Source organism: Candidatus Woesearchaeota archaeon, assembly GCA_030651375.1.
In the GTDB taxonomy this organism is placed as follows: Archaea; Nanobdellota; Nanobdellia; order Woesearchaeales; family UBA12501; genus JAUSFM01.
Map to the genome: position 1 here is coordinate 168,987 of JAUSFM010000009.1, position 26,291 is coordinate 195,277.

The 26,291-nt window shown below is 37.6% G+C and carries 28 protein-coding genes and 1 pseudogene; 12 read left to right on the forward strand and 17 right to left on the reverse strand.

Translation table 11 applies throughout. The features are described 5' to 3' along the window. Positions 1-29: 29 nt before the first annotated feature. The 6 genes from Q7R76_03220 to Q7R76_03245 all read left to right on the forward strand — a co-directional run bounded on the left by Q7R76_03220 (position 30) and on the right by Q7R76_03245 (position 3,907). Complete coding sequence (locus tag Q7R76_03220; protein ID MDO8642575.1) at positions 30-251, forward strand: hypothetical protein; 222 nt, start codon at positions 30-32, stop codon at positions 249-251. A gap of 78 nt (positions 252-329) precedes the next feature. Continuing rightward, on the forward strand, positions 330-1,184 hold the full coding sequence (locus Q7R76_03225) for a DUF58 domain-containing protein (protein ID MDO8642576.1): 855 nt from the start codon (positions 330-332) through the stop codon (positions 1,182-1,184). 12 nt (positions 1,185-1,196) lie between these two features. Further along, positions 1,197-1,922: an SIMPL domain-containing protein gene (locus Q7R76_03230; protein MDO8642577.1), complete on the forward strand. Its 726-nt coding sequence runs from the start codon at positions 1,197-1,199 to the stop codon at positions 1,920-1,922. A gap of 44 nt (positions 1,923-1,966) precedes the next feature. Next, positions 1,967-2,977, forward strand: a complete 1,011-nt coding sequence (locus Q7R76_03235) for a LysM peptidoglycan-binding domain-containing protein (protein MDO8642578.1) — start codon at positions 1,967-1,969, stop codon at positions 2,975-2,977. Between the two features lie 55 nt (positions 2,978-3,032). Next, positions 3,033-3,314 (forward strand): DUF357 domain-containing protein, encoded by a 282-nt coding sequence (locus Q7R76_03240; GenBank protein ID MDO8642579.1) that lies wholly within the window; start codon positions 3,033-3,035, stop codon positions 3,312-3,314. Continuing rightward, a complete protein-coding gene (locus Q7R76_03245) occupies positions 3,311-3,907 on the forward strand; it encodes a hypothetical protein (protein MDO8642580.1) in 597 nt (198 codons plus the stop codon). The genes Q7R76_03240 and Q7R76_03245 overlap by 4 nt, the downstream gene beginning before the upstream one ends. On the opposite strand, the gene Q7R76_03250 is transcribed toward Q7R76_03245, so the two are convergent. After that, positions 3,902-4,777, reverse strand: coding sequence for a DMT family transporter (locus Q7R76_03250; GenBank protein ID MDO8642581.1), 876 nt, complete (start codon positions 4,775-4,777; stop codon positions 3,902-3,904). The genes Q7R76_03245 and Q7R76_03250 overlap by 6 nt on opposite strands. Further along, positions 4,774-5,766, reverse strand: coding sequence for an RNA-guided pseudouridylation complex pseudouridine synthase subunit Cbf5 (locus Q7R76_03255; protein MDO8642582.1), 993 nt, complete (start codon positions 5,764-5,766; stop codon positions 4,774-4,776). The genes Q7R76_03250 and Q7R76_03255 overlap by 4 nt, the downstream gene beginning before the upstream one ends. Positions 5,767-5,886: 120 nt before the next feature. On the opposite strand from Q7R76_03255, the gene Q7R76_03260 reads away from it, so the two are divergent. Further along, positions 5,887-6,243 (forward strand): DoxX family protein, encoded by a 357-nt coding sequence (locus tag Q7R76_03260; protein MDO8642583.1) that lies wholly within the window; start codon positions 5,887-5,889, stop codon positions 6,241-6,243. A gap of 78 nt (positions 6,244-6,321) precedes the next feature. Beyond that, positions 6,322-6,720 (forward strand): VOC family protein, encoded by a 399-nt coding sequence (locus Q7R76_03265; protein ID MDO8642584.1) that lies wholly within the window; start codon positions 6,322-6,324, stop codon positions 6,718-6,720. 22 nt (positions 6,721-6,742) lie between these two features. Here Q7R76_03265 and Q7R76_03270 read toward each other — a convergent pair whose 3' ends face one another. After that, positions 6,743-7,012: an addiction module toxin RelE gene (locus Q7R76_03270; protein MDO8642585.1), complete on the reverse strand. Its 270-nt coding sequence runs from the start codon at positions 7,010-7,012 to the stop codon at positions 6,743-6,745. Continuing rightward, complete coding sequence (locus Q7R76_03275; GenBank protein MDO8642586.1) at positions 7,005-7,247, reverse strand: DUF2683 family protein; 243 nt, start codon at positions 7,245-7,247, stop codon at positions 7,005-7,007. Before Q7R76_03275 ends, Q7R76_03270 begins: the two co-directional genes overlap by 8 nt. A gap of 114 nt (positions 7,248-7,361) precedes the next feature. Between Q7R76_03275 and Q7R76_03280 the strand changes: the two genes are divergently transcribed. From Q7R76_03280 to Q7R76_03290, 3 genes are all read left to right on the forward strand, one after another. Beyond that, positions 7,362-7,685, forward strand: coding sequence for a thioredoxin domain-containing protein (locus tag Q7R76_03280; protein ID MDO8642587.1), 324 nt, complete (start codon positions 7,362-7,364; stop codon positions 7,683-7,685). Then, positions 7,678-8,064, forward strand: a complete 387-nt coding sequence (locus Q7R76_03285) for a DoxX family protein (protein ID MDO8642588.1) — start codon at positions 7,678-7,680, stop codon at positions 8,062-8,064. Before Q7R76_03280 ends, Q7R76_03285 begins: the two co-directional genes overlap by 8 nt. A gap of 63 nt (positions 8,065-8,127) precedes the next feature. Next, positions 8,128-8,616 (forward strand): hypothetical protein, encoded by a 489-nt coding sequence (locus Q7R76_03290; GenBank protein MDO8642589.1) that lies wholly within the window; start codon positions 8,128-8,130, stop codon positions 8,614-8,616. Positions 8,617-9,026: 410 nt separating this feature from the next. Here the strand turns inward: Q7R76_03290 and Q7R76_03295 are convergent, their stop codons facing one another. The 4 genes and pseudogenes from Q7R76_03295 to Q7R76_03310 all read right to left on the reverse strand — a co-directional run bounded on the left by Q7R76_03295 (position 9,027) and on the right by Q7R76_03310 (position 13,890). Beyond that, positions 9,027-10,187 (reverse strand): DUF262 domain-containing protein, encoded by a 1,161-nt coding sequence (locus Q7R76_03295; GenBank protein MDO8642590.1) that lies wholly within the window; start codon positions 10,185-10,187, stop codon positions 9,027-9,029. Continuing rightward, positions 10,184-11,315: pseudogene (locus Q7R76_03300) on the reverse strand (adenine-specific methyltransferase EcoRI family protein). The gene Q7R76_03295 and the pseudogene Q7R76_03300 overlap by 4 nt, the downstream one beginning before the upstream one ends. 508 nt (positions 11,316-11,823) lie before the next feature. Next, positions 11,824-12,522, reverse strand: coding sequence for a class I SAM-dependent methyltransferase (locus Q7R76_03305; protein MDO8642591.1), 699 nt, complete (start codon positions 12,520-12,522; stop codon positions 11,824-11,826). Between the two features lie 3 nt (positions 12,523-12,525). Then, the gene (locus Q7R76_03310; GenBank protein ID MDO8642592.1) at positions 12,526-13,890 is read right to left on the reverse strand and encodes an aminotransferase class V-fold PLP-dependent enzyme; all 1,365 of its coding nucleotides are present in this window, start codon (positions 13,888-13,890) and stop codon (positions 12,526-12,528) included. A 97-nt stretch (positions 13,891-13,987) separates the two neighbouring features. Here Q7R76_03310 and Q7R76_03315 point away from each other — a divergent pair, with 97 nt between their 5' ends. Next, positions 13,988-14,743: a helix-turn-helix domain-containing protein gene (locus Q7R76_03315; protein MDO8642593.1), complete on the forward strand. Its 756-nt coding sequence runs from the start codon at positions 13,988-13,990 to the stop codon at positions 14,741-14,743. 383 nt (positions 14,744-15,126) lie between these two features. Here Q7R76_03315 and Q7R76_03320 read toward each other — a convergent pair whose 3' ends face one another. The 9 genes from Q7R76_03320 to Q7R76_03360 form a co-directional block, all read right to left on the reverse strand. Then, positions 15,127-15,837, reverse strand: a complete 711-nt coding sequence (locus Q7R76_03320) for a hypothetical protein (protein MDO8642594.1) — start codon at positions 15,835-15,837, stop codon at positions 15,127-15,129. Positions 15,838-16,218: 381 nt separating this feature from the next. Next, positions 16,219-16,710, reverse strand: a complete 492-nt coding sequence (locus Q7R76_03325) for a DUF4411 family protein (GenBank protein ID MDO8642595.1) — start codon at positions 16,708-16,710, stop codon at positions 16,219-16,221. Then, complete coding sequence (locus Q7R76_03330; protein MDO8642596.1) at positions 16,707-17,867, reverse strand: XRE family transcriptional regulator; 1,161 nt, start codon at positions 17,865-17,867, stop codon at positions 16,707-16,709. Before Q7R76_03330 ends, Q7R76_03325 begins: the two co-directional genes overlap by 4 nt. 33 nt (positions 17,868-17,900) lie before the next feature. Further along, positions 17,901-20,885, reverse strand: coding sequence for a DEAD/DEAH box helicase family protein (locus Q7R76_03335; protein ID MDO8642597.1), 2,985 nt, complete (start codon positions 20,883-20,885; stop codon positions 17,901-17,903). Next, positions 20,882-22,237 (reverse strand): restriction endonuclease subunit S, encoded by a 1,356-nt coding sequence (locus tag Q7R76_03340; protein ID MDO8642598.1) that lies wholly within the window; start codon positions 22,235-22,237, stop codon positions 20,882-20,884. Before Q7R76_03340 ends, Q7R76_03335 begins: the two co-directional genes overlap by 4 nt. Position 22,238: 1 nt before the next feature. After that, positions 22,239-23,237, reverse strand: a complete 999-nt coding sequence (locus Q7R76_03345; GenBank protein ID MDO8642599.1) for a hypothetical protein — start codon at positions 23,235-23,237, stop codon at positions 22,239-22,241. Continuing rightward, complete coding sequence (locus Q7R76_03350) at positions 23,228-23,797, reverse strand: hypothetical protein (GenBank protein ID MDO8642600.1); 570 nt, start codon at positions 23,795-23,797, stop codon at positions 23,228-23,230. Before Q7R76_03350 ends, Q7R76_03345 begins: the two co-directional genes overlap by 10 nt. Further along, positions 23,797-25,809 (reverse strand): class I SAM-dependent DNA methyltransferase, encoded by a 2,013-nt coding sequence (locus Q7R76_03355; GenBank protein MDO8642601.1) that lies wholly within the window; start codon positions 25,807-25,809, stop codon positions 23,797-23,799. Before Q7R76_03355 ends, Q7R76_03350 begins: the two co-directional genes overlap by 1 nt. After that, complete coding sequence (locus Q7R76_03360) at positions 25,802-25,945, reverse strand: hypothetical protein (protein ID MDO8642602.1); 144 nt, start codon at positions 25,943-25,945, stop codon at positions 25,802-25,804. Before Q7R76_03360 ends, Q7R76_03355 begins: the two co-directional genes overlap by 8 nt. Between the last annotated feature and the right edge of the window lie 346 nt (positions 25,946-26,291).

Consider the following 26,291-nt stretch of genomic DNA (forward strand, 5'->3'; position numbering starts at 1 on the left):
ATAAAAAAACAAAAACCACGGAGAAAAAAATGGCAAAGAAAAACACAGCAAATACCAACACTAATGAGATCAACGCTATCGACGATATAGTGCGCAGGCCGAGCATGGAGCTCTGTTTGCGCTATCAGACCAGAATTCAATCTCTCATGAAAGATGAGATTAATCAGCACCGCTATGTCGGCCAGTCACAGCGTAAGCCCTCGCTTGATTATTACGATAACCGAACAGACGAAGATGAGCGCCAATTGTAAGTGGTCATCGAAACAGTATTTTTTTCCTTTTTATTCTCTTCCAAACATTTATAAATCTCTTCTCCCTTCTTTTTATGCATGCCCATCGACACCACCTTCCTCAAACAGCTTAACAGGTTTAATCTCGTTGTGCGCAAGCGGGTTACTTCCAGTTTTACTGGTGCACGGCAATCCATTTCAGCCGGCAGAGGACTCATCATCAAGGACCACCGCATCTACGCGCCGGGCGATGATTTCAGGACGATTGACTGGCGTGTGTTTGCAAGAACTGACAAGCTGCACGTCAAGAAGTATGAAGAAGAGCGCGACGTGCAAGTGCACTTAATTATCGATTCCAGTTCCAGTATGCATTTTGGCAAGCCGTTCACCAAGTTTGAATATGCAGCGATGCTCGGTCTGGGATACGCATACATGGCGATTGGCAACAATGAAAAATTCCAGTACTGCACGTTTGATGACGCACTGCGAACATTTCGTCCGCGGCGTGGCCGGCAGCAGCTCGGCATGATGATTGACCATTTTAATAGCACCACGCCGGAAGGCGTTTCACGATTTGCCGAAGCATTGGAAAAATACAATCAGTTTCTGAAAACGCGCTCGCTCGTGGTTATCATCTCTGATTTTCTTATCGGCATTGAAGAAATTCAGCTTGCGCTCTCAAAGCTTGGCGACCATGAAATTACCGTCATCCAAGTGTTGGACAAATCAGAAATTGATTTGAACCTCAAAGGCAACCTGCGGCTTCACGACGTTGAAACAAAAGGCATTTTGCAAACATTTATATCGCGTCGGCTTCGCTATGATTATCAGGACCAGCTCAAGAATCACATTTTGTCGGTGGAAAAAGCGTGCACATCGCTCGGCATGCATTACAAGCTCGTCTCAACTGAAAAACCAATTTTTGACACATTTTATGAACTGCTGAAACAATAAGGGGGCAAAACCATGGAAAAAAGCAACCACATCCTTATCATCTTAAGTGTCGGCATTGTTCTGTTGGGCATTGCTGCAGTGCTTGGTCCAAATCTTGCTGACAACAACATGCAGCAGGAAACAATCACTGCATCCGGCACGGCACAGCTCGAAGCAGTTGCCGATGAATTAACCATCAATTTGCGTGTTGAGAGCTCAGCAAAAACCGCTGAAGAAGCGCAGAAACTGACTGCTGAAAAAACTGACGCGCTCATGGCGTCACTCACCGAACTTGTCAAAAAAGAAGACATTGAAACAAGTTATTATTCAGTGCAGGAATGGCGCGAGTGGGAACACGAAAAGAATGTGTTGAAAGGTTACAAAGGAACTCATTCACTGAAAATCACCCTCACTGACACAACGCTTGCCGGAAAAATTCTTGACAGCGCAGTTGCCAGCGGCGCATTTGTTGACTACCTCAACTTCGGCTTTTCAAAAGCAAAAGAAAAAGAGCTCAAGGGACAAGCATTGAAGGAAGCGGCGCAGCAGGCGAAACTAAAAGCAGAATCCGTTGCTGGAGGACTTGGTGTTCAGCTGGGCGACATTGTGTCAGTGTCTGAATCAGAATCCAATTATCCGATGTACCGCATGGGAGGCCCTGAAATGATGATGGCAAAGGCCGACGCTGCTGAACCATCCATCTCGCCGCAGACGCTCCAAGTCACTGCACAGGTAAGTGTAGCGTATGAGATTGAATAGGTTGGGGGCAACGCTTAAATACTCTCTTCTTTTTCTTCTTTTTTATGTCACAAAAAACCTCTATTTTCTATGCCTTACTTTTATCCCTTTTTCCTCTCCGTTCGTACGCTCTTGGCTCGGCACAACACCTAGTGCAGCCGGGTGAAAATCCTACTAAAATCAGTCGTAAACAGGGCGTTACGCTTGACGAACTCATGAACTGTAACCCAGAAATAAACCCGAGAAACTTGCAGCAGGGGCAGAACATAACACTCCATCGGACGTATACGATTAAAGACGGCGACCGCCTTTCTGAAATAGCGCGTGAACAGAGACTCACCCTCACTGAACTGTTAGATTATAACCCTGCCATAAAAGACGAAGATGAGATAGTGGCGGGCAAGACTATGGCTATTCCTTGCAGAAGCCAACCTCTGCAGCAAAGAAAAAAAGCACAAACAGCCAAAGACGACCATGAGCAGGACTCGAATCACGTTGGCGTTCATCATTCTCATCGCAAACAAAAAAAGCAACCTGCAAAAGTACGATTTCCTAGCGGTCTTGAATTGGAAATTGTGACCGACCCAAAACTTGTCGGAGCGGACGGTCTTTTTTATGCACCGGCAAACTCCCCGCCACTTCTTAAGCTCCGGAGAAGCGATCTCAGCAGGCGTCTTTCGCCTCATTTTACTGTTGGAGAATTTGCTCGTGCAGAAGAAGAAAACTGTGTAGCTCCCTATCTCAAAGCGGGGCATGTGTACAAAATGGGTGGGGATTTCTATTTCAGCTACCTTCGACTTGACCGCCAGCTTCTCGATCGGCTGGAACGGCTGCGCGCAGCATACAACAACACCCTCCAAATCGATGAAGGATATCGCCCGTCAGTCTATAATCACCCTTGTGCAGGCGGTGCACGAAGAAGCATGCATGTCAGCGGAATGGCGGCAGATATTGACAGCTCTGACAGGAAACTGTACCGGCGCGCTGACGCCCTGTTCAAAAAAGGCGGAGTTGGCAGAGGTCCGTCCATAATTCATGTTGACACGCGAAGAAATCATGCGCGATGGAATTATTAACGCGAAGCGCTGTTCGGCGCAACGCTTAAATACCTCCTTCTTTTTTCTTTCTTTTATGAACCAAATAACCAACGAGCGCCTTGAAAAATACGTTCGGATTACCGGCGAGGCGCTCGCAAAAGCAAAAGCTGCGCCGCAGTTGAAAAAAGCTGAAGCAGCCGATGTTCTTGACATGGCACAGCGGTACTATGACGACGCACTGCATTTCAAGCAGAAAGGCGAAATTGTCAATGCCTTCGCCTGCCTTAATTATGCGCATGGGTGGCTCGACGCGGGTGCTCGTCTTGGCTTGTTCAAGGTGAATGACAGCAGACTGTTTACGGTTGATGATGAATGAAAGACATTACAGATACTCTCTTTGAAAGATTGCCCGAAAAATATGCCACCCTTCAAGATCGTCTTTTAGGGCTTGTCATGCACACCATTAGTGAAGATAAAAAAAGGCATAACTATTATGCAACGCCTGATGAATCATCCAGATTTCTTTCGTATGTTGACGACTTGTGCCATGGCAGAGTTGCAAGAACACGGCAACCTCATAGATTTGGTTACATTGGAAAACACCTTCAGAGGTATGTCAGCCATTTTGTTGCCAATTATGCCTTTCTCGCCGCCGGCAAAGAAAAATATCGTCCATTTGACCGGATAAAATATTTTGGTTATACCACTCCTTTACTTTTTGCTGGAGCCACGGCCTCAATTGCCTACAAAATCTATACTTCTAAAGGGGCTCCAAGCCTCTCTGATTTGTTTCTTACGTTGGCCGGTCTCGGTGTCTATACCTATTGTTCACGCCGAGAAAAAAAACTTAAACAATCTATAGAAAAAGAATTACACACGATTGCTACAAATCAGTATCTTCTAAAAAGTGTTTTTTCTTCACACCGAGAGGCAATCCACCTTACTCTTAATCCATTAGAAAAGTTATGATGCAACCGAAATCAGTACCGCCCCAACAACCATCAGTGTCGCAGCAGTAAACCGTATCGCCTTATGTTTCTCCTGCAACAACTGCCCACCCATCAGCACGGCGAACAGCGCGCTGGTCTGCCGCAGCCCAGTGGCATAACTCACTTTTTCCAGCGAAAGCGCTGCAAGCGTGAGCGCATAGCCGGTGACGCCGAGAAAGCCATTTAACAGAATCATTTTTTTGTTTTCCCTGACTTCGCGCAGCATCATGCCGCGTTTTTTTGTGAAGACAAAGAACGAGAAAAAAATAAAGCCAAACACCGTGAAATAATAGGTGAATACCATTGGGTGCACTGCCGAAACGCCGGCTTTGTCGATGAGCGAATAGGCAGTGACCAAGAGCAGCGTGACAAACGCCCATTGTGTTGCACGCTCATGCACTATCGCTTTGATTGGGTCAAAAAGCGTTTTCAGCGTCACGGTTTTCATGTTGACGACGTACACACCCACCACCATCAGCAGAATCCCCAAAAATCCAACCAGCGAAATGTGTTCATTCAAGAAAATCCATGCGAACGGAACTACAAGCAGCGGCGCGGCGCGCATAATCGGATAGACATGCGATAAGTCACCATCTTCGTATGCCCTGCTGTGGGTTATCCAATACGTTCCGTGGATAATGCCTGACACAATGCCGATAAGAATGCCCGTGCCGCCGCCTGCTCCGTTTTTCCAAAAATAATATGCAAACACCGGCAGAAAAAGCACCGCGCCAACCAGCTCATACCACCACACAAACACCTGCTTGTCATTGGATTTTTTGGTGTAGAAATTTCGCACGGCGTGCATCACTGCAGAGAGGAGAATAAGTCCCACTGCAATCAGATTCATGCACTTTCCTCTTTTCGCCCATAGGCACTGGGCTCCATAAATACTTTTTCAATTTTCACGGCAAGCCCTTTTTCTTTTTCCAGAATCTCAATGCTCGTCATCTGCGCATCACCGAGCGCAATTAGTTCTCCTTTGAGTGTCATGACCGCGACGCGTGTTCCCTTTTCGATGTCTGTTTCCACTTTTGCAACGCCCGGCATCTTCAGGTCGGCGCCGTGGCAAAGCGTAGAGACAGCACTGTCAAGCGCCCATATTTTTGGAAGATGGGCAACTGCGCACTCGACGGGCTGTATGATTTTTCTGAGCTGTTTTTCCTCGCCATTTTTTTCATAATACCACCATGCGTCTTGCAAATCTTGCAGTGTCGCAAGCGTGTCTTCCTTAAATGGTCCTGCTTTTGTTCTTCTCAATTCCGCCATGTGGGCGCCACAGCCAAGTTTCTCACCGATGTCGTGGCATAATTTCCGGATGTAGGTGCCTGCCTGACAGCCGACGCGAAACAACACGTCATTCTCTGCGATTTCAAGAATCTCAAAATAGTATATGTCACGCTCCCGCTCTTCGCGTTTGACGGCAGATTTTCTTGGCGGGAGCTGGTCAATAGTGCCGGTGAATGCCTTGATTGCTTTTTTTAATTCTTCTTCAGCAACAGGCTTATGGAGATGCATGACACCGACGTATTCCTTGCCGGCGGTCAGAAGTGAGTGCGTCACTTTGGTGGCGTGGGAGAGCGCAACCGGAAGTACACCGGTGACGTTTGGGTCCAATGTTCCTGAATGGCCTGATTTTGAAATGCTGAGAATCTTTTGCACATACGCGCTGACCTGATGGCTCGTCGGGCCGCGGGGCTTGTCGATGTTCACCACACCATATTTGATGAGTTCTTTGATGGGGCGTTGTTCGGGAATACAGCCACGTGTAGGGTCGGCTGGTGTGTCGCGCTTGACGAGGATTTTTCGCGTTGCAATTTCGAAGGGGAGTTGGTGCATAAGTAATCAAAGAAAGCAGGGCTTTAATAAGGTTTTCTGTTTGAAGAGACAAACTATAAATAGAACTGTCTCTCTTTCAGCAGTATTTCAGACGGTAGTCTTCAAATCGGAGGGACAACTATGAACAAAGGAAAAAATATCGCGCTCTGGGTGGTGCAAGTGCTTCTTGCCGCACTCTTTCTATTTGCCGGCACGATGAAGTTTATAATGCCGATAGAAGAGATGACAAAACAGATGCCCCTGCCAGCGCTCTTTATCTATTTCATTGGCGTTGCAGAAATACTTGGTGGACTTGGCCTCGTGCTTCCAATGCTGCTTCGCATAAAGCCAAAGCTAACTCCCATCGCAGCAGGCGGACTCTTCATCATTATGGCCGGCGCAACGGTGATTTCAGTGATGATTGGCGGCGTTGCAACAGCGGTATTTCCCTTTGCCGTAACCGTGCTCTGCGCTGTTGTTGCCTATTGTCGTTGGTGAATTTTTTTATTTTTTATTTTTTTAATAAGCCATCTAAAAAATTAAAAAATGCACAAACAAAGCGTGAGGTGAACTGTCATGAATCGCGTTGTACACTTTGAAATTCAGGCAGAAAATCCTGAACAAGCAGCAACATTTTATAAAAAAATATTCGGATGGACTATCCAAAAATGGGACAGCCCTGTTATGGAATATTGGATGGTTATGACTGCAGAAAAAGACAGCAAAGAGCCGGGAATCAATGGTGGCTTGTTGCGCCGTCCAGCAAAGACGCCGCCACAACAGTGCGGCACGAATGCCTTTGTCTGCACGGTGCAAGTTGATAACTTTGACGAAACCACAAAAAAAATTATAGCCGCTGGCGGTGTGGTCGCGATGCCAAAATTCGCGATTCCTAAAATGGCATGGCAGGGATATTTCCTTGACACTGAAGGCAATACGTTTGGAGTCCATCAAGCCGATGTGAATGCTGAATAAAATGTATTCTTCTTTTTATTTCTTATCCATACACGTTGTCGTGATGGTCATAATCAAGAAATGAAACAAAATCAGTTGCAGGGTTGTAGGAAAAAATGAGAACAAAATGGCTGGCGATGTGTACCCGCTTTCGGTCTTTCATGCTGCCGCTTAGATTTTTATAATGCTCGATGTCAAGACACGTTATCACTTCTTCTATTTTCTTCATGATTGCTTCATATGCAACAGGGTCTTTTTTATGAAGCTTTTTAAGAATTTTCTCAAGTTCGGGCTTGATTTCGAATTCACGCATGTTCTATCCGCGCTCTGAGTGCTTCAATGCTTTTGAACGGAATGCCCTTCTGTTTCTCAATCTTCTTCAATTTTTCAGCATATTCCGGCCGTAAATGAGGTTCGAGAATCTCTTGTTCAAACCTCTCAATAACAAAATTAATAGCATCTGATTTGGTGGTGAGGCCGTACTTTCCTTTTACTATAGTAAGCACGCGGTCTTCATGTTCATTCAGGTGTATAAGCGCTTGGGTCATAGGTATCACATCACAATTTGTTACTTTTAATAATAAAATGTAACACTTTTATATAAAGCTTCTTGTTTTGAGATACACAAAATATTTAAAAACACCGTCCCCTGTTTGATAGGTATGAAACTCATTATCCTTGCGCTTGTTTTCAGCTCCATTTTTCTCACCGCCTGCTCCGGCAAATATGATTCCTTTGCAACCTGCCTCACGGAAAAAGGTGCAGTGATGTACGGCACGGACTGGTGTTCACATTGTAAAGCGCAGAAGGAATTATTCGGACGCTCGTTTAGAAACATTATCTATGTCAACTGCGACAAGGCGCCGGACCAATGCGATGCCGCTGGGGTTGAAGGATTCCCTACTTGGGTGATTGGCAACCAGAGCTCTTCAGGGACACAGCCGTTAGATAAGCTCGCAGTCATGACTGGGTGTCAGCTTGCATAAGCAAGAAAAAATGCTTACTCTTTTGCGCATCGCGCTCGGCTTTGTCTTCGGCTGGTTTGCAATAAAATCATTGATCGACCCAACGTGGGGCATGAGCTGGTGCCCGCCGTGGGTCACCAGTATTTCACCTGTGCCCTTACCAGTTATGGTCTTGATAACCAGCATTCTTGAAATTCCCGTGAGCATTTCTTTTATTCTTGGCCTGCATACCAAATACTTCGCATGGCTCGGCATGGCACTGCTGCTCGGGATTATCATCGCGCTCGGCGGCCCTGCAAATGATGTCGGCGTGCGCGATATTGGATTGTTTTTTGCAGTGGCATTATTCACCGTGATAGAGCCGACGAAGTGGAGTGTTGATGCGCTGATTAAAAAGTAATCATTTTGTTATGCCTATCTCTTTACCATAATCTATAAATAATACCTGATCCTTGCTCTTGTAATGGTACATTCAGTGTTCACCCGGCCAGTAGACCTTTCGCATTTGCTCGGTTACTTTTTAGATAGGATAGAAGGAGATGATTATATCCCGCCAGAGGGGGAGAAATGTAATCCTCATCAGTTGGAACTGGTTCTCAACCAAGACGATCTTAGTATTCGTGTTTTACACGACGAGGGGGCATGGCAGAATGTGCTTCCGCCCTGGTATCGTACTGCGGAAATACGCCGCCAACAAGGATTCACTTCCGATTACTTTCGACAGATTTCTGCTCAGGCAGAAGCTTCTGCGGAGTGGAAAACCAAGGACGGCACTCCCGTGCTTACTCGCGAGCACCCTTCTCATATTGCTCCAGTATTATGCTTTCTCGAAGTTGTCCGAGAGTCGGAACGGATTCTGTTCACCACATTGGGCTACGTTGTGGCGGAGAAAGAATCGCTCCGAAGAGAACCACTTCGACTTCATAATGGGGGTACTGTCTATCCGCGGTGAATTCCTCTTTTGTTCTCTTTTAGAAATGTCCCCTATTAGTCGTTAGCCACTAAAACTTATTGCACCTAACTTATGCGATTAAGAGAAGTTTATTTTTCAGAGATTGGCGAGGCTGAGGCAACCCACAGCCGAGACCCTCGAAAAATAAATTTGGGTGGAGAAACCTGCAAGGTTTCGGAACCGTTAAATTCCTGTTCTATTCTCCCGAATACTTGGAGGGATTGATTTTTAGTGCAACGATGCCGAAGGCAAAAAATCAAAGTAATTTCAGGGGCGTATTCAATCAAGCGAACAAAGTGAGCAATAAAGAATAAGTATCAAGGGGCAATTTTCAGTCGTCGTTTCGTAGGGGGGAATTCCGTAGTTTTTGCTTCTTTTTACAAAAAAAGAAGAGTTTAGAGGATTTAAGCTTATTTATTCCCTTTAGCTCTATTGTGAGTTTTGCATAGCATTTGACAATTTTTAATATCGGTCTTTCCACCTTTACTCCAAGCACTAACATGGTCGGCGTCCATTTCATCCATTTTCCATATTTTACTTTTGTTAGCAGTGTGCCCAATAGCACAAAGAGGGCAATTTGATTTGCCTTTCTTTTTCGCTTCATCTGTTTGAGCTATATAAACAACCTTTTTTGTTGCTTCATCAAAAACTCGCACATCAAGAAGTTTCGTGTCTTTTTCTCCACCTAAAATGTATTCAAACACTCCTCTTCGATTTTTAACATAAGGGTCCGAATATAATCTGTGGACCGCAGCCGATATTTTTTTAGGGTCATATCTTTTTTTATGATATTCCTCGTAAAATCGTCCCCACTCTAATCCACTCATCTCACTTTCTACATCAATAAATGTGTTAGATATCCAATCAATTACTTTATTAAAGTAGGTTTTTAGTTCATTAATATTTTTGTCATAACGATGTTTACTCATATAATCATCAATTTTACCTTTGCTCACCCAGTCTAGTGCTCTTGCTAAAAAATCTTGCCTTTTTACATTTCCATTGACATAAGCCCCCCATTTCTGTATATTGGAGTTTTGAGAATTGCTAAATTCTGCTTTTGCAAGAGTTACAAATGGTCCAGAAAAAATTGCATTAAAAATTTCCTGTTCATTTAATGGCACTCCAGCAATATTGACTGTCTGAAACCATTCTCTTATTTCACTTTCTGTTCCTTCACATTCATAAATCAATAATTTAGTTTGCATTATTGTTTCTTGTTTATTTACTGCAATACCGCCGAAATATTGTTCCATATCATTTTCATCTTTAACTGCAAATTTTTCTGTTACATATCGTCCAACACTAGTAATTCTTTGTTGTCCATCTAAAACTTCAAATTTATCTTTTCCAACTTTATTGAAATAAAAAAGTCCAATTGGATATCCTTTCAAAATTGACTTTATTACGGCTACATCTTTTTTCCCATCTGCATAAATATAATTTCTCTGATATTCTGGCTGAATCGTTAAATTTCCATTTAAGCCAAAAAGTCCCTTGCCTTCCAATTCATTATAAACAAATCCTTCGCAAATTTCTTTGACTGAATATTCTTTTAGTGTTGTTTTCATGATTTTCTACCCTTAACTTTTTTATGTTTAATAAGTATTCTGCTATATACTCTTTCACCATACACTATTCCACACCCACCCCTATCTTCGGGATGTTTCTTATATTTTAAGCTGTCTAGAATTGCTCTTGGTGCAGATGCACGCGTATTTCCACTTGCTTGCCAAATTATTTCAAACTGGTCTGGAGAATACTTATCTAAAAAACTAATTGGAACACCCATAACCCCTTCATAATCAGAAGGAATAGCATCGGTAAAAGAAATGTCTATAGCATCATAGTTATCATATTTATCATAAGAGTTTTTACCTTTCATCTTTTTATTATATTTTAAATTATCCGCAATAGTCATCAAAGTCATTGTTTGATGACGCCGCCCATGATCAAGATTTGTGAACCAGCAAGAATTTCCTAGTCTCGTATAATTTCCCACATATCCTAGTCGTGCAGCTTTTTGTCTATCTCCTTCTGCAACTTCCGCTCCTTCTGGAACACCAAAAACCATATCACTTCCATTACCAGTTGCTCCTAACCATAGTTTATTCTCTTTAATCAACGGGAAAACTTCTTTGTATATAATTGAGCCCATATTTCCAATAAGCAAAAATTTCTTTTTTGCTTCTACTATCCAAGCCAAGAACTCCCTGAACAAACTAAATGGAGGATTGGTGATTATTATGTCTGCTTCATCTCTTAATTTCTTTACTTCTGAAATCTCCATCTCCACCCATATACTGCCAATCCAAATCCTCTATGTCTATTCTGTTATCTCCTGTTTCATCCTTGGTAAGAGTAAAAATCTTTCCTTTTGTTCTGGTTTTATTTTTATCAAACTTAGGACTCTTTTTTTCAAAAAGAGTCGTCTGATAACCATCCTTATAGCGTTTACTTTCAACAGCATAACTTGTGGAAATCAATTTTTTCAATTTAAACTTTTCAAAATTCTGTGCAAAATACTTTGTGAAATTACTCCACTCGGGATCATCACAAGGCAAAAATATTACTTTGTCCTTAAAAACATCAGGATTAAATTCAATATACGCATTCACTTCTTTCTCAATATCCTGATATTGAGTATAAAACTCATCGTTTTTTGCATTCTTCGCTCGTGATAAAGGAGTATTTGCCATATTTAAATAAAATAGAGATATTCATATATAAATGTTCTTCTGTTTTATTTTTTCGCAGAAAAAGACACTATGTCCGTAGGACTCGGAATTCCCCCTCGTTCGTTTCGTTTTTAGTTTAGTTTTTAGAAAATTGCCCCCTTCGTTAGCCCCTGAAATTATTGAATAGAACATCGGAATTTAACGAAGTTTTTTCTCCTCCAAAATCCGAGCCTCGAAAAATGAGGCAACCCACATTTTTCAGAGATGCGAGGATTTTGAGAGATGAGAAAAAATTTGGGAAACCGAAGTGCAACGAGGTTTCCGTTAAATTCCTGTTAGCCGACCCGAGCGAAGCGAGAGTGCAACGGGGTCGTAGTGAGCGAAGCGAACGGAGAAGTATTTTTCTCGCCGAAAATTCCATTGCCACCGTAGTTTTTTGAAATGATTTCTTTTATTAATCACGAACAGAGTGAGACTAACTTTAGGGGTTAAGAGTTTTCTAGTTTTTACATCGAGGGGGACAATCTTTTTACTTTTTAGCGTAGACTAATGCGGTGTTAAATTTCTGATAAACTACATTTACCTCTCTGAAACCAATCTCTCGAAGCCATTTTACTTGGTTTTCTAAAGGAGCAAGTTTGTTTAAGAATTTGTGATGGTGCGCCCATTCTCTTAATGATTCTTCATTTTCTGCGTGTTCAACAAGATGATGGTAATGTCTTGCTTCATTTAAAGCTGCTTCTGTTCTGTCTTTATATGTAACCAAATCTCCAAAAATGAAAGAACCATCTTCAGCTATGGAATGGTATATTTTTTGAAAAAGAGACTTTTTATCTTTATTGGTCTTTTGGTGGTGTATTCCTACAACAGAAACTACGAGGTCGTTATCATTTGGAAGATCAATTTGTGAATAATCACCATTTACAAATGTTATATTATATTGAGATAAACGTCTTCTTGCTCCTGCGAGCATTTGCTCAGAGAAATCAACTGCTGTATATTCCGCATTTGGCATTTGTCTTAATATTCTTTCTGCTGTTAATCCTGTTCCAACTCCTAATTCTAAGACTTTAACTTTTCCTCTTGAAATATACTCTCTTTGAATAATTTGGTCTATGTGTCTATGAAGTTCCTCATGTCCTGGAATAGAGCGAGCAATATCATCGTCATATTTTTTTGTTTCGTAATGATCATAATTTAATTCATCCGGTTTAACATTTGTTGCCATTTTTTACCTCTTTGCCCACAATCCTGCGGTATTGTCTTGTTTGTATATTCCCGAATAATGTTCTATTCCATTATGGGCAATTTCATTAACAGCAGAAATTAATCTTGTAACATCTTCTTGATTATTCACTAAGCCAAAACTAGCCCTAACAACTCCGGGAATACTTCTTGTAATTCCTCTATCAATTTCTTCTGAGATTTTTTGGTCTTGTTCATCAGAGATATTCTTGATTTTTCTCATGAATTCATAAGTACAGAATGAACCTGCTCGTACACCAATCCCATAATCATCTCTTAGGATTTCAGCAGTTAATCGGCTATCTGTTCCTCTAATATCAAAAGGAATGACGCTGCCTAATTCTGATTCAGAGACATAAACTGTTACGCCATCAGTTTGCTTTAATCCTCTGAAAGCAGTTCTAACTAAATCAGATTCATATTCGTGAATACGATCATAGCCAATGAAGTCTAATATTTCGGTTGCTTTTGCGATGGAAATCGCACCAACAGCATTAGGTGTTCCTGGATCATGAGCCTGAACTGTTGGAAATCTCTTTAATTGTAAATCTCTTGAGATATAAGTAAGGTTTCCTCCGCCAATTTGATAGGGAACAGCTTGATCAAAAAATTCTTTTGGTCCAACAAGAACGCCTCCACCAAAAGGAGCATACATTTTATGTCCTGAAAAAGCAACAAAATCTAAATGTTTTGGATTATTAAGTGGAAGAACATTTACTTTCTGATGTTGGATTAATTGACAAGCATCTACTAAAATTTTAGCACCATATTTATGTGCAATTTCTGCTAAATCGTGAATTGGGGGTTTATATCCTGTAACATTAGAACTGCCCGTAATAGCAAGAAGTTTTATGTCATCATTCGTTCTGAACATTTCTTCAACATCTTCAATATTCAAAGTTCCATTGGGTTTTGTTCTATATTGCACTACTTTATTTCCAGCTAACCAAGGAAGTAGATTAGAAGAATGTTCAATATCAGAAACTAGGACTTTTCCAGGGATTCTTGACCATAATTGAGTAGCGTGATTAATAGCTTCAGTAGTGTTTTTAGTGAAAACAACATAACTGTCTAAAGAAGCTCCCGTAAACTGCTGAATTCTAGCTCTTGCTTGTTCATAACTTTGAGTAGATATTATTGATCTCTGTCCAGAACCTCTGTGAACACTGCCATAAGTTCTTAGGAATTCAGCGACAGCGTTATTTACTGCTGAGAAAGGGATTGTAGTAGCAGCATTGTCTAGATTAACATCTCTAACTGTTTCTCTAGTAGTCTCTACTAAAAGTTCCAGACTTTCCTCTGGGAAAAGAGGCTTTATTTCTTCTTCCCAATTTATAGTTTGTCTTTGCATAGTGGTAACCATAACGGAACAAGTATATAAGTGTGGTCTCCCCCCAAGTGGGTTACCATTAGAAAGATTAATAAAGAATGAGCATATTCATGTTAAAATGGATGAAACTTTGCTTGAAAAATTAGGATTGACTAAGGGAGAAATTAAAGTCTATTTGGCTCTCAATAAATTAGGAGAATCCTCTATTGGACCTATTGGTAAGGAAAGTAAAGTCTCTAAATCCAAGATGTATGATATTCTTGACAAATTAATTGAAAAAGGGTTAGTTGGTTATATCACAAAAGAGGGAACAAAGTATTTTATGGCAAATGATCCTTACATGATTTTAGAGTATATTGAAAAGAAAGAAGATGAATTGGGCAATACCAAAAAAGAAGTTGTTGCTGAAGTTTTACCTCAATTGATGATGCAGAGAGCTTCTGTTTCTAAGAAGAGAGTTGCAGAGATGTATGAAGGATTGAATGGAATAAAAGCAATAAGAGAAGAATTAATGCAGACATTCAAAGCAGGAGATACTCTTTTAGTTCTGGGCGCACCTAAAGTTGCTAATGTCAAGTGGGAAGGTTGGTTTTTAGATTTTCACAAGAGAAGAATTCAAAGAAAAGTGAAGATGAAGATTGTTTATAACGCTAATGCTCAAGAATATGGAAAAATCAGAGAGAAAATGAAATTGACAGAAGTTCGTTATCTTCCGAATAAATTAGTTAGTCCTAATTGGATTGATATTTTTCCAGAAGCTGTTTTGTTTGTCATGGTTTTAAATAATCCTATTGCTTTCGTAGTAAGAGATGTCGAGTTAGCGAATAGTTTTAGATCCTACTTTGATATCATGTGGAAGAATTCTATGTCGTAAAAGATTGTCCCCCCTGTTAGTTTAGTTTCTTTACTCTTAACCCCATTAATTCATTTCAAAAAATTTGGGAGAACGAAGTGAACCGCTAAATCAATGTTAGGTTTAGTTGTGAAGCAATTGAAGTATTCGTTTTTCGTTTTGTCGATTTAGCGAAGGTGGCGATGGTTAGAATTTTCGGAAACGAACGCAGAGAGTGCACCTGCAAGGCGAGAAAAATATTTTGGCTAACGTCAGGGATATACGAAGTTTTTCTGTAGCGTAGCGGAAGAAAAATTTGGGTGAGGGGCGAGCCGAGCACCGAACCGTATATCCCTTGTTATGTGTCCCGACGACTGAAAGGAGGAGAGCGCAGCGTGGTCGAAGCGAAGCGGAGAAGTTGTGCCCTATCCCGTTACTTCAGTCTTTTTTGTTGAATCAAAATTAATAAAGAATATTGTCGAAACAACCGTAAAGAATGACACAAGAATGTCTATAAGTGTATCCGTCGCAATACTTGTAAGAAAATTTTCAGGTAAAAACCAATAAGGGACTCCTCCAATCATTCCAACGATAAATCCTAGTATTCCAAAAACAATAGAATAACCTGCAACTGTCCACCATCTTCCTTTCACGATTTGTTTGCTATGGTCTAGAGCATCTTTACCGGATTTATCGTTTAATATAACTACAAAGGTAACAAATATCCAATAAACATAGAAGATAATTCCTGGGACAATCAATAATAATGTCAATCCTAATGAAAATATTCCCAGAATAATGTTTGTTCCAATCGCCGCACCCCATCTGGAAAGTGATTTTTTAAGTGATTCTCCAATACTTATTGATTTTCCGTCAATTTTATTTTTTATTGCATAGGCAATTGCCATTGTTGCAATGATTCCAATCAAGCCTTCAAGCATTTGAATAATTCTAAAATAAAGTTTAAAACTCTCAAGTGATTCTCCAATTGGAACAAACGACAAAATTATGTTTATTGGAATATATACAATTAATGTGATAATTAAGATTAACTGAAAATTTTCTGTAAATCTTTTCCAAGATTCCGATAATATTTTACCTATAGAAAATTGTTTTTGGTAAATTTCTTGTGTCATAATGTTAAATTAAATTAGTAAATATATAAAGTTTTGCATAAAAAGGGATAGGGCACAATTACACATAACGTATGCGATTTAACGAAGTCGTTTAAGTTCGAAGCGGAGAACATTAAACGATTTGGGAAATGTCCCGAGCTGAGGGACTTTCCGTTAAATCGCTGTTTCTCGACCCGAACGGAATTTTTAGTCCCGCAGGACATAAAAATAGAGTGAGAGCGCAGCGGGGCAAGCGAACGTAGTGAGCGCAGAGTTTTCTTACTGCCGAAAATCAGATAGGTGCCGTAGTTTTTACTTACTTTAACATCAATAACTGCGAAGCAGACATTAGTTTAGTCGTAGGGGGTGGGGCGTTTATAAGTCGGAGTTTTCCTTATAGCTCTAGAATTTCCAGCCTTCTGCTCTGAATAATTCAACCACATCTATGGCTTCTATTGATTTCTGATTGCACACAAAAGGAATTCTTATCTTGTTTCCCCTTAGTTTTTCTTCAGTGACTACAATTCTTTTAATTTTAAAGATAGTTTGTTGTGTTTGTGAAGATAATTCTATTGCAAGGGCAATCACCCATGGATCTGCAGAGTGCTTAGCATTAACATCAATGAGTGAAGGATATTCTTTTAATATTTCTTGCACTAATTGGATTTGTTTAGCAGTAGGTATTTTGAATAGCTTTTTCTGCTTTTTAGCCCATTTAGCCAGTGTATCATCATAATTTTGTATTTCGTTTAGAACTTCTTTCGGAGCGATAAAGCGGTCATTTTGAATCAATTGGCTAATATTCTTCCAAACACTTACATAAACGTCCATTGCGTTGTGCTTATTCAGTTCTATAAGGGAAGAACTATCAATAATATAAACATTATCCGTCATTTTTTCGCCTTTGAGAGTACCTTGTCAAAACTCTTTGATTTAATTGATAAATAATTTAATGCATCAGTATAGGTTATGTGGGATTTGTCATAATTATTAGCAACTAGAGAAATGAACTTATTTCCAACTTCAGAAAGACATCTTACTTCAGAGGGTATTCCTCCGCCAGTTCCTTTTTCAGCTTCTGTTTTAGGCTTGATTTCTTCTTTCTTGAATCGTGCTAGAATAGCGTCATAATCTTTTATTTCAATATAATTTAATTTAAGCATATTCAAGAGAAGCATTGCTTTACTGACTTTGTATCTATTTGATAGATATTTGAGAGTTTCTTTTTGAGTAAGATTTGCCTTGTTTGTATTAAAAGCTGATTTTGCTAAGTCTTTAGGCAATAGAAATGCTGATGCAAATTCGTTGCACCATTTTTCTACATTATCTTTAAATGTATAAGTTGCATCGGGCAAATCAATTACTGATTCGCCTAGAAGGATGTGAGCGAATTCGTGCATTAATGAGAATATTCGAGCTTCAATGTTGTCTTTTGTATTTACTACGATTACACTTGGTGTTTCATCTACAAAGACAAATCCCCGTGCATCTTCAACAGGCATTGAGAACTGGAATAAATAAATATTTTGTTCTTCAAGAAGATCTCTTAAGTAATTGAATAATTCATAGGGCGATTTGAATTTTCTTTGTTTTTCTTCAGTTAGATTGAATTTTTCTCTAAACTTTAGAGCAACTGTTTCTGAATTGTCTGATATTTTTGCCCTTTCTATTTTTGATTTAGTGTCATAGTCAACATTTCGGGATAGTTCTTTACTAAGTTCTTGCAATCTTCTTGCATGTCTCATTACAAAAATTGTTTTTTTGTCAAATTTATTAGTTTTGTCAGGAAGCATTCTATAGTCTTTTGGCTTTGGTTTTTCTGTCAGAGGTTTTGATAATAGAAACGATGCAACAGGTCTTTTGAATATGTGTGATAACTCTTCCAATTGCCTAAACGATGGCTTTTTCTCTCCAGATTCCATCTTTTCAATATTTTGAGTACTGGTTTTTAGACGCTTCGCTATCTCTTCTTTTGTCCATCCTGAACTTTCTATTAACCACTTTAGGACAGATGTTTCCACACTTACGGTGATTGGTTGGTTTCTGGACATTTGAGTTAGTTAATTTGTCTGTATTGATTAAGTTTATTGTTTCTTTCCTGAATATTTCTCTTTTTTCTCAGCAACAGCCATAACTGGTAAATCTGTTACTGCGTAAGCATTGATTTTCTTGTCCTTCGTTTTTGCATATTCATGGTAAACAAGATCAAATAGAGCAGTTTTTAATCTGGATTTTAGTTTATCATTATCTACAATTCGCTTATAAAATGTCATATTACTATTAAGGAGTTTAGTCATTTCCTCATTAAAATACTTGTCAAATATTGCTTTAACATTATCTTTTGAATTGTGTTCTAATTTGCTTAATAAATCAATATTTCCCATCAAATTGTCTTTTACCCTGCCAAGAAATACTTTATCGTCATCTGTAAAATCAGTTCCGAAAGCGTCATTTAAGTCTTTGATTATTTTTGATAGCTTTTGGTTATCTTCAGGAGAGAATTCTCCAACGCCATCTGAAATAGGTTTAAGTTCTCCGTCAGCAGTCAATATAATTGACTTTTTTCCTTTATCAACTATCTTGTAAGAATCTATATCAACATCTTGAAGTACAGTATATGGTAAAGGATTGTTTATTGTAGGTAGTTTTTTCTGTAAAAATTTATTGAAAATATACATCTTTTCAAGATTTAAATCACTAAACGGAACAAGTTGAGAAAGGAATCCATAAATATTTTGATATCGTTTTAATGTCTTTTTGAATTCTACTTGCTCTTTCTTGTTTTTATTTTTGAAAGATTCAACAATTGGATTAAGTATTGCGTGAAGTTTTGGCTGGTTGGCATTTGTTTTCCAATTCTTTACAAAATTATCAACATCGCTTGTTTCAAAGACTTGATAATCCAGAAGCTTATCATGGAGTTCGTACAGTTTATGAGGATCTGTCGCTTCAGAGAGGAATGTAAACTCATAGTATGGCTGGAATGCCTTTTGTATAACCTCTGTCTTATTTGCAAAATCTAATATGAGCGTATCATTCTTAGTTTGATATATTCTGTTTGCTCTACTTAATGTCTGGACTGCTGTAATACCATTTAGAAGCTTATCCACATAAATGGTATGGAGCAATGGCTGGTCAAATCCGGTCTGGAATTTATTTGCAACTATGAGTATTTTATAGTCATCTGAAGCGAACGCATTTTCTATTGTTGTCTTTGATGGCAGATTGTTCATTGAATCTTCAGTATATTCTTGTTCATCATGCTTAACGGTGCCAGTAAATGCGACGAGTGTCTTAATCGGTAAATGTTCTTCTTTTATCATTTTATCAAATGCTTTTTTGTATAGGACTGCATGAAGTCTTGATCTTGTGACGACCATTGCTTTTGCTTTACCGCTTATTTTATTAACTGTCGAACTCATAAAATGATTGAGCATGATATCGGTTTTTCTTCCAATTGCTACAGGATGCTTCTCAACAAAGTTTCTCAATAACTTTTTTGCTTTTTTATCTTCATATTCTGGGTCGTCAGTTATTTTCTTGAAAAGCTTAAAGTATGTTTCATAAGTGAGATAATTCTTTAAAACATCTAATATGAAGCCTTCCTCTATTGCTTGCTTCATGGTATAAAGATGGAATGGGTGGAATTTTCCTCTATCATCTTTTGTTCCAAACATTTCCAAAGTTTTATTCTTCGGTGTTGCTGTGAATGCAAAGAAACTGATATTTTTGGTTGACTTGATTGTTTCAATTTCTTTTAATATCTCTTCATCTGACTCATCCAAATCTTGGCTTTCTAACGCTTCAGCTTCTTCCAAACTATTTGTTGTCAGTGCTCTTTTTAGTGCTCGTGCATTTGCACCAGCTTGAGACGAATGTGCTTCATCAATAATAACCGCATATTTCCGGTTAGGGAATTCACTAAGTTCTTCTAGAATGTAGGGGAATTTTTGAATCGTCGTTACTACAATATTGCTTCCTGTTTTTAGTGCTTCAGCAAGGTCTGATGAATGTTTCTTTTCATCTATAACTTCAACAATTCCTTTTATTTTTTCTATTCCCTGCACTTGATCTTGAAGTTGTTTATCTATTACTTTCCTGTCTGATACAACAATAACCATATCAAATACTCTATTATCTTGTTTGTCAAATTTATTGATTAAGCCATGGGAAAGCCACGCTATCGTATTTGTTTTTCCGCTTCCTGCACTATGTTGGATAAGGTAGTTTTTACCTGGCTTCGCATCTGATAAAAGATTATTGGTACATTCAAACTGATGGTATCTTGGGAAGATTGGCTTTTCTATTCCCTCTTTATCTTTCTTCATATAGATAAAATTAGATAGTAATTTTGAAAGTTTGTTTATCTGCAAGATATCGTTGTATAAGTAAGATGTTTTATAGTCATTTTGAACTTGTGGATTGTCAAGTGCTTTATTAAATGGCAAGAATTCTGTCCTGTACCCTTCAAGCTTTGTTGCCATGAATATTTTTTCATCGCTCATGGCAAAATGGACTAATGTCTTTTGGAAAATCACTTCTTTTGGATCTCTATCATTTTTGTATTGTGAGATTGCCTTTTCAACACCTTGCGAAAATGTATCTTTTAACTCGATTGTAATAATAGGAAGACCATTGATGAAAATGACTAAATCCAATCTGTTTCCCTTCTCTTTATGTTCGTACTCTAATTCATCAATGACAGAAAATATGTTCTTTTCAAATTTACTGAATAAGTCTGGATTCTTATTATTGTTTGGCTTTGGATAGAACAATTGGAAATTACATCCAACATCTTTAAACCCATTTCTTAAAATGTTTATTGTTCCTTTTGCGTCAATCTCTTTGACTAGTCTGAACAGGAATTTTTCTTCTGATTTGTCTCCGTAGATTTTTTGGAATTTCTTCCATTCTTTCTCTTGAGTATCTTGAATGAATTTAAGCGTTAATTCAGCGTCAATGCAAGCTCCTTTGTTAAAAGCTTGAGTTGTTCGTTTGTGATATCCTGTTGAGACTAGATGAGCAATAATATCGTTCTGAAATCCCTTTTCTGAAGTGTCTGATGTCATGCGGTAGCCTCTCTTACGTCAACTTTCCCTGTTACGACATGATGGATAAGCGACTTTTTATATTCTTCCATGAGTTCAATCTTTTTTTCTATCTTTTCAATGGTTTGATCTATCTTGGAAGTTTCTTTGTCGAGATACGAAGAGATTTGGAGTTGTTCAGATGGCGTAGGTAAAAAGAATTTATATTCCAAAATATCCCAAATATCTAAACTTGCTTGGTTTGCAGTCCCATGGGCATGAATATCTAGGTATTTTCTAAACGAATCTGTTCTTAACAAGTATGTAAAATAAGATAATCTTATTTTATTAGTTTTATCTAATTCTAATCTAACGGTATTTTGATTTAATAATGAATTTGAAAATTTTGATGGAACTACTGCAAATTGTCCTACTGCAGATTCTTTTACTTCAGGTTTACTCCCGACAGTGCTTAAAATAATATCTTCTACATGTAATTTAACTTTCTGAAATTCTTTTGCTAATTCGTAGGGTATAAAACTTTCTCCTTCTATAATGGTTTCATTTTTAATATCTGTTGCTTTAACTACGGGTACACCAGAATCAGCGAATATTTCTGATTTAAATGCAAAGCCCTTTGTGGTAGAACAAAAATGTTTAATTTTATGTTCTTCCCAACCTAAAACCGTTTCACCAATCCATTCAATTCCAGAATCTTTCAGTTTTGCTTTTTGATTGAGTCCTTTTGTCACAACGTGATTGATGAGCGCGATACGTTTTTCTTTGAGAAGGTCTATGAGGTGTTGGTCTTTTGAGATGAGAAAATCTATTTCTGAGGATTTGATATCTAGAAAAGAGGTGATGAGAGATTGCTCTTGAAAAGAGGGAACGGCTATTTGCATATTCGCATATTTCTGCCCATTGAAATTTTCAATTGTTGTCTGCACAGAGTATAATTTTATCTGAGCAAAAAATGATTCTGATCTTGTAAAATAATATAAAAATTTACTGTCATTTGAATTATTTGCTACAAATCTAACTAAATATCCAGCAAAGGAACATACTCCATGTTTCTTATTATCATAATACAAAGAAGTTCCTACTGAACCACTTCTTGCAATGAGCACATCACCCCTATTTAGTAAATATTCTTTATTAATTGTTTTGAAAGGCAAGTAAACTCCATTCTCAATTAATCTATTATTCTCACTAATATCAGTAATTCTCAAAAAACGAATACCCTCATCAACATATTTCTCTGCAGGTTCATTTAATCCATATTCTGCGCTTTTAGAACATATATGTTTAACTCTATTTATCTCCCAACTCTCAGGAATCTTCCCAATCCATTGAACTCCGGATTCTTTGTATTTTGGATAGGGTTTTAGTTTCACTTTATACCTCATCTCCTTTAGAGGGGTATCTTACCAATTTTTCTTTGTTCCAGTCAGGAGTCGCAATTTTTTCATCAATTAAGTCCAGTAAATCTTTAAGATTGTTAGAATCTTCAATTTTTATCTTATCTACTTCTACGCTGAAGCTATATTTATCGCCTCTTTGTTCTTTTAGAGTTTTTATCTTTTCAAACGTAATTTCATCTTTATATTTGTTAAAAATTCTTGTAATCTGGGAATTTAATGAACCGTTCTGAATAATGGTTTCTTTTAGTTTTAGAATATTTCCCTCAGAATCTGTTTTATCAGTCACTACATCAGCAACTTCAATAAAATTAAAATTATTAAAGAATTCTCTAGACCTATTTATACAATATTCATTTAATCTAAACAGAGTTTTGAAGTTCTTTCGGTGATATATTAAAATTTTATCACAATATAATCTTCGTTCATTGTCTGTATTGCCATCTATTAGGAAGTTTTTAAAAAAGATAAAATCAATGTAATCATCAAAATAGATAAAATCTCCCTCTAATTCTTCAATATCACCTTGATGTATGGAAAACTTCTTTTTTGCACTAACTGAAACTCTGCCTAATTTTCTAAAATACAATAATTCCTGACCTTGTTTTGAAAATTTTAGGATAGTGTAATAGTAATCTGAATAGTTGTTAGTTGCTAAGTCTATTTCTTCAGCAGAAAGTTTTCCCAGAAGATTGTTAAAATAATTATTCTGCTCAGCTAACTCAGCTTTTGTTATTTGATAATCTCTTGTATTAGAATCATCACTCATAAATTCATGAAACGCATCTAAATTTAAGCTAAAGTTATCACCTTCTCCACATAAGTATCTTTTGATTATTTCTTTAAATTTTTCTTTAAGATCATCACTAACGTTCAATTTTTTAACAGAAAGATATTCCTCTTCTGAAACACATTTTCTAGTATCTCTTTTTATTAAGAACGCCTCAACCGTCCAATCCTGTAAGTTTAGTTCCACTCTTTAAACACCTTCCCATCTAATTGAGACACTTTGATGTATCCTGTTAAGTATTGTTTTTTTGAGATAATGATTAACTCTTTTCCATCTTTGGTTTTAACATTTAAAATGTAATAGGGTATATAAAAAAGATTATATAATATCCCGTTTTCTTCTTTCAATATCAATACTAATCCTATAACAATAAAGATAATAGATCCTACAACCACGCTGGTCTTGGAAATTGTGTTGTCTTTGATGAATTCCGCTAAGAAAAGTATGAATGGAGAAAGTGAGCTAATGATATACCTCACATGAGAAGATTTCATTTCAGTACTTCTTATGTTAATCTCTTTATCTTGGTTTTTACTTTTTTTTAAAATAACCTGATAAAAGAGGTATACTGAAATAATGGAGAACATACACAAGATAAGGAATATTATATATTCTGGTTGGATTATATCTTTTATCGACCAAGATGTAATTCTTTTAGACAGAAAATAAGCCCAATAAACATATATCGGGAAGAAAGCTGTAAAAACATGCAATATCTTTCCGTAAAGATTCAATCGCTTTACCATCACTCAACATCCTCCTTAATGAGTTCCTGTATCTCTGAAGTCACTTGTGTAATGTCCTTTTCAATATCTTCAAGCGCTCTTGGTGCTTCGTACTTGTAAAAGTATTTAGTAAAATTAATCTCATATCCTATTTTGTCTTTGGAACGATCCATCCACGCATCAAGATAATAAGGAGTTACTTCTTTCTTGAAATAAGCACCTATATCCTGCTTTAATGGGATTTTCTCGGAGTCACGTAAATTGCTATCTACGACTTTTTTGCCTTTTACGAGAACGTATTCGGCAGTATCATCATGTTCAGATAATGCCATAATAATTGCGTTGACAAAGTTTGGAGCTAATCCAAATTCTTTCAAAGCTTTCTTTATTTTTTCCTCAAACTTATCCCAGTTTTTGTAAGTATCTGGACCAATTGTTTTCAAAGCTTTAACAATAGCTTCTTGTTTTTCTTTTCCAGCAGTCTCTTCTTCAAGCTTTTCTTCAGGATTTTTAGATTTACTCTCACTAAGTTTTGCAAATGCAGAAACAGAGTACAAATTTTCCAGCCTTTCTTCATTTACAACAAAATTAAGTTGCAGTGGTCTTTCAACGGTTATTTTAGTATATCCGAATTCTTCTTTATCGAATATTTTGGAGTGAACATTTGGTTTAAAGTCTGCATAAATCTGGACAATTTTCTCAATATGTCCATCTTTTCCAGTTGAAAGTTCATTTCTCTTATTTCCAAGACTCTTCCTCATTTTTTTAAAGAAAGAGGTAGCATCAATCAGCTGTATTTTCCCAACCCTTGCGGTTGACTTTTTATTGGTTAATATCCAAACGTACGTGTTAATCCCTGTATTGTAAAATAATTGGTTTGGTAAAGCAATTATGGCTTCTACATAATCATTCTCAATCATCCATTTTCGTATGTCACTCTCGCCACCACCAGCATCCCCGGTAAAAAGAGGAGAGCCGTTTGTAATTGCCGCAATTCTTGATTTTTCTCCATTGACTTTCATCTTTGAAGCCATATGCTGTAAGAATAATAATTGTCCATCATTAATCCGCGGAGTTCCTGCACCAAAACGACCTTCATAACCTAATTTTGCTTCTTTTTCTACTGCATCTTGGTCCATTTCCCATTTTTTACCGTATGGAGGATTAGAGATGATATAATCAAACTTCAGGTTGGGGAATTGGTCTTTTGATAATGTGCTTAATGGCCCTTTAATTTTATCTGAATCTTCACCTTTCATTAACATATCTGCTTTACAGATAGCATAAATCTCCTCATTCAATTCTTGTCCAAAAAGAGCAACCTCAATTTCTTTGTTTATAGTTGCAATATAGTTTTTGGACCCAGTTAACATACCTCCAGTCCCACATGCAGGATCATAAACGGTCTTAATTAGATTTTTCTGCTTAATCTCATCTTTATGCACTTCAAACATTAAATGAGTCATAAGTTCAACGATTTCTCTTGGTGTGAAGTGGTCTCCTGCTTCTTCGTTAGATTGTTCTGAAAATTTTCTGACAAGCTCTTCGAAAATTGTTCCCATTTCATAATTAGAGACTATATCTGGGTGTAAATCAACTTTTGACTCTGAAAACTTTTTAATCAATAAGAAAAGCAATTCATTTTTTGCAAGTTTTGTGATATGAATTTTAATATTAAATCCAGATTCTCCAAAAATATCCTGAACATTTTTGCTGAAGCAATCCATGTAATGTAATAGATTTTGCTCTATGTGCTCTGGATCTTCAAGCAAGGTCTTAAAATCATATTTTGAATAATTATAAAAATCCTGCTTTGAAGCATTCATCAGCAGATGCTCTTTATTCTCTATTGTATCTTTATACTTTTTATATGTTTCAAGAACATTTTTTTTAGTATCGCTCAGTACACAATCAAATCTCTTTAGGATTGTGAATGGAAGTATAACTTTTTGATACTCGTTTCGCTTATATGGTCCCCACAATAAATCTGCCAAATCCCAGATAAAGCTGACTTTTTCTTGAAAATTACTCATTCTTCACTTCCTCTAATTCTTTTTTCATAAGCGTTTCAACTTTTCTAGAAATAATCATATCGTTCTCTTCACAGTACTTCTTGTATTTCTCGTAAACTTTCTCATCAAGACTTAATGCAAATGTTTTTCTACCCATATAATCCCATATAAATACCTATGTTTATAAGTATTACTCTTTTAATTTAACGTTCGTACGCCCCACCCCCCTCGTCGTTTAAAGTAAGTAAAAATTTGGGTGAAGCAAAGCGTAACCGTTTAGCAAATGTTAGATGAAGTTTACAATTTCATTACTCTCGTTTTCGTTGGACTGCTAAACGAAGGCACCTATCTTTTTAGATTTTCGGGAACGAAGTGAACCAACTAGGCAGTAAGAAAATTTTGAGAAACACCTATTAAGCGCTATATTCGCGCTTAATTATGCCATTTTCAAACAAAAAGCGAAATATTTATATGGTTGCAGCCATCAAAGAGATTCATGCTCA

Coding starts and splice junctions, on each gene's coding strand:
- Q7R76_03220 (MDO8642575.1), top strand. CDS start 30: ATGGCAAAGAAAAACACAGCAAATACCAACACTAATGAGATCAACGCT.
- Q7R76_03225 (MDO8642576.1), top strand. CDS start 330: ATGCCCATCGACACCACCTTCCTCAAACAGCTTAACAGGTTTAATCTC.
- Q7R76_03230 (MDO8642577.1), top strand. CDS start 1,197: ATGGAAAAAAGCAACCACATCCTTATCATCTTAAGTGTCGGCATTGTT.
- Q7R76_03235 (MDO8642578.1), top strand. CDS start 1,967: ATGTCACAAAAAACCTCTATTTTCTATGCCTTACTTTTATCCCTTTTT.
- Q7R76_03240 (MDO8642579.1), top strand. CDS start 3,033: ATGAACCAAATAACCAACGAGCGCCTTGAAAAATACGTTCGGATTACC.
- Q7R76_03245 (MDO8642580.1), top strand. CDS start 3,311: ATGAAAGACATTACAGATACTCTCTTTGAAAGATTGCCCGAAAAATAT.
- Q7R76_03250 (MDO8642581.1), bottom strand. CDS start 4,777: ATGAATCTGATTGCAGTGGGACTTATTCTCCTCTCTGCAGTGATGCAC.
- Q7R76_03255 (MDO8642582.1), bottom strand. CDS start 5,766: ATGCACCAACTCCCCTTCGAAATTGCAACGCGAAAAATCCTCGTCAAG.
- Q7R76_03260 (MDO8642583.1), top strand. CDS start 5,887: ATGAACAAAGGAAAAAATATCGCGCTCTGGGTGGTGCAAGTGCTTCTT.
- Q7R76_03265 (MDO8642584.1), top strand. CDS start 6,322: ATGAATCGCGTTGTACACTTTGAAATTCAGGCAGAAAATCCTGAACAA.
- Q7R76_03270 (MDO8642585.1), bottom strand. CDS start 7,012: ATGCGTGAATTCGAAATCAAGCCCGAACTTGAGAAAATTCTTAAAAAG.
- Q7R76_03275 (MDO8642586.1), bottom strand. CDS start 7,247: ATGACCCAAGCGCTTATACACCTGAATGAACATGAAGACCGCGTGCTT.
- Q7R76_03280 (MDO8642587.1), top strand. CDS start 7,362: ATGAAACTCATTATCCTTGCGCTTGTTTTCAGCTCCATTTTTCTCACC.
- Q7R76_03290 (MDO8642589.1), top strand. CDS start 8,128: ATGGTACATTCAGTGTTCACCCGGCCAGTAGACCTTTCGCATTTGCTC.
- Q7R76_03295 (MDO8642590.1), bottom strand. CDS start 10,187: ATGAAAACAACACTAAAAGAATATTCAGTCAAAGAAATTTGCGAAGGA.
- Q7R76_03305 (MDO8642591.1), bottom strand. CDS start 12,522: ATGGCAACAAATGTTAAACCGGATGAATTAAATTATGATCATTACGAA.
- Q7R76_03310 (MDO8642592.1), bottom strand. CDS start 13,890: ATGCAAAGACAAACTATAAATTGGGAAGAAGAAATAAAGCCTCTTTTC.
- Q7R76_03315 (MDO8642593.1), top strand. CDS start 13,988: ATGGATGAAACTTTGCTTGAAAAATTAGGATTGACTAAGGGAGAAATT.
- Q7R76_03320 (MDO8642594.1), bottom strand. CDS start 15,837: ATGACACAAGAAATTTACCAAAAACAATTTTCTATAGGTAAAATATTA.
- Q7R76_03325 (MDO8642595.1), bottom strand. CDS start 16,710: ATGACGGATAATGTTTATATTATTGATAGTTCTTCCCTTATAGAACTG.
- Q7R76_03330 (MDO8642596.1), bottom strand. CDS start 17,867: ATGTCCAGAAACCAACCAATCACCGTAAGTGTGGAAACATCTGTCCTA.
- Q7R76_03335 (MDO8642597.1), bottom strand. CDS start 20,885: ATGACATCAGACACTTCAGAAAAGGGATTTCAGAACGATATTATTGCT.
- Q7R76_03350 (MDO8642600.1), bottom strand. CDS start 23,797: ATGGTAAAGCGATTGAATCTTTACGGAAAGATATTGCATGTTTTTACA.
- Q7R76_03355 (MDO8642601.1), bottom strand. CDS start 25,809: ATGAGTAATTTTCAAGAAAAAGTCAGCTTTATCTGGGATTTGGCAGAT.
- Q7R76_03360 (MDO8642602.1), bottom strand. CDS start 25,945: ATGGGTAGAAAAACATTTGCATTAAGTCTTGATGAGAAAGTTTACGAG.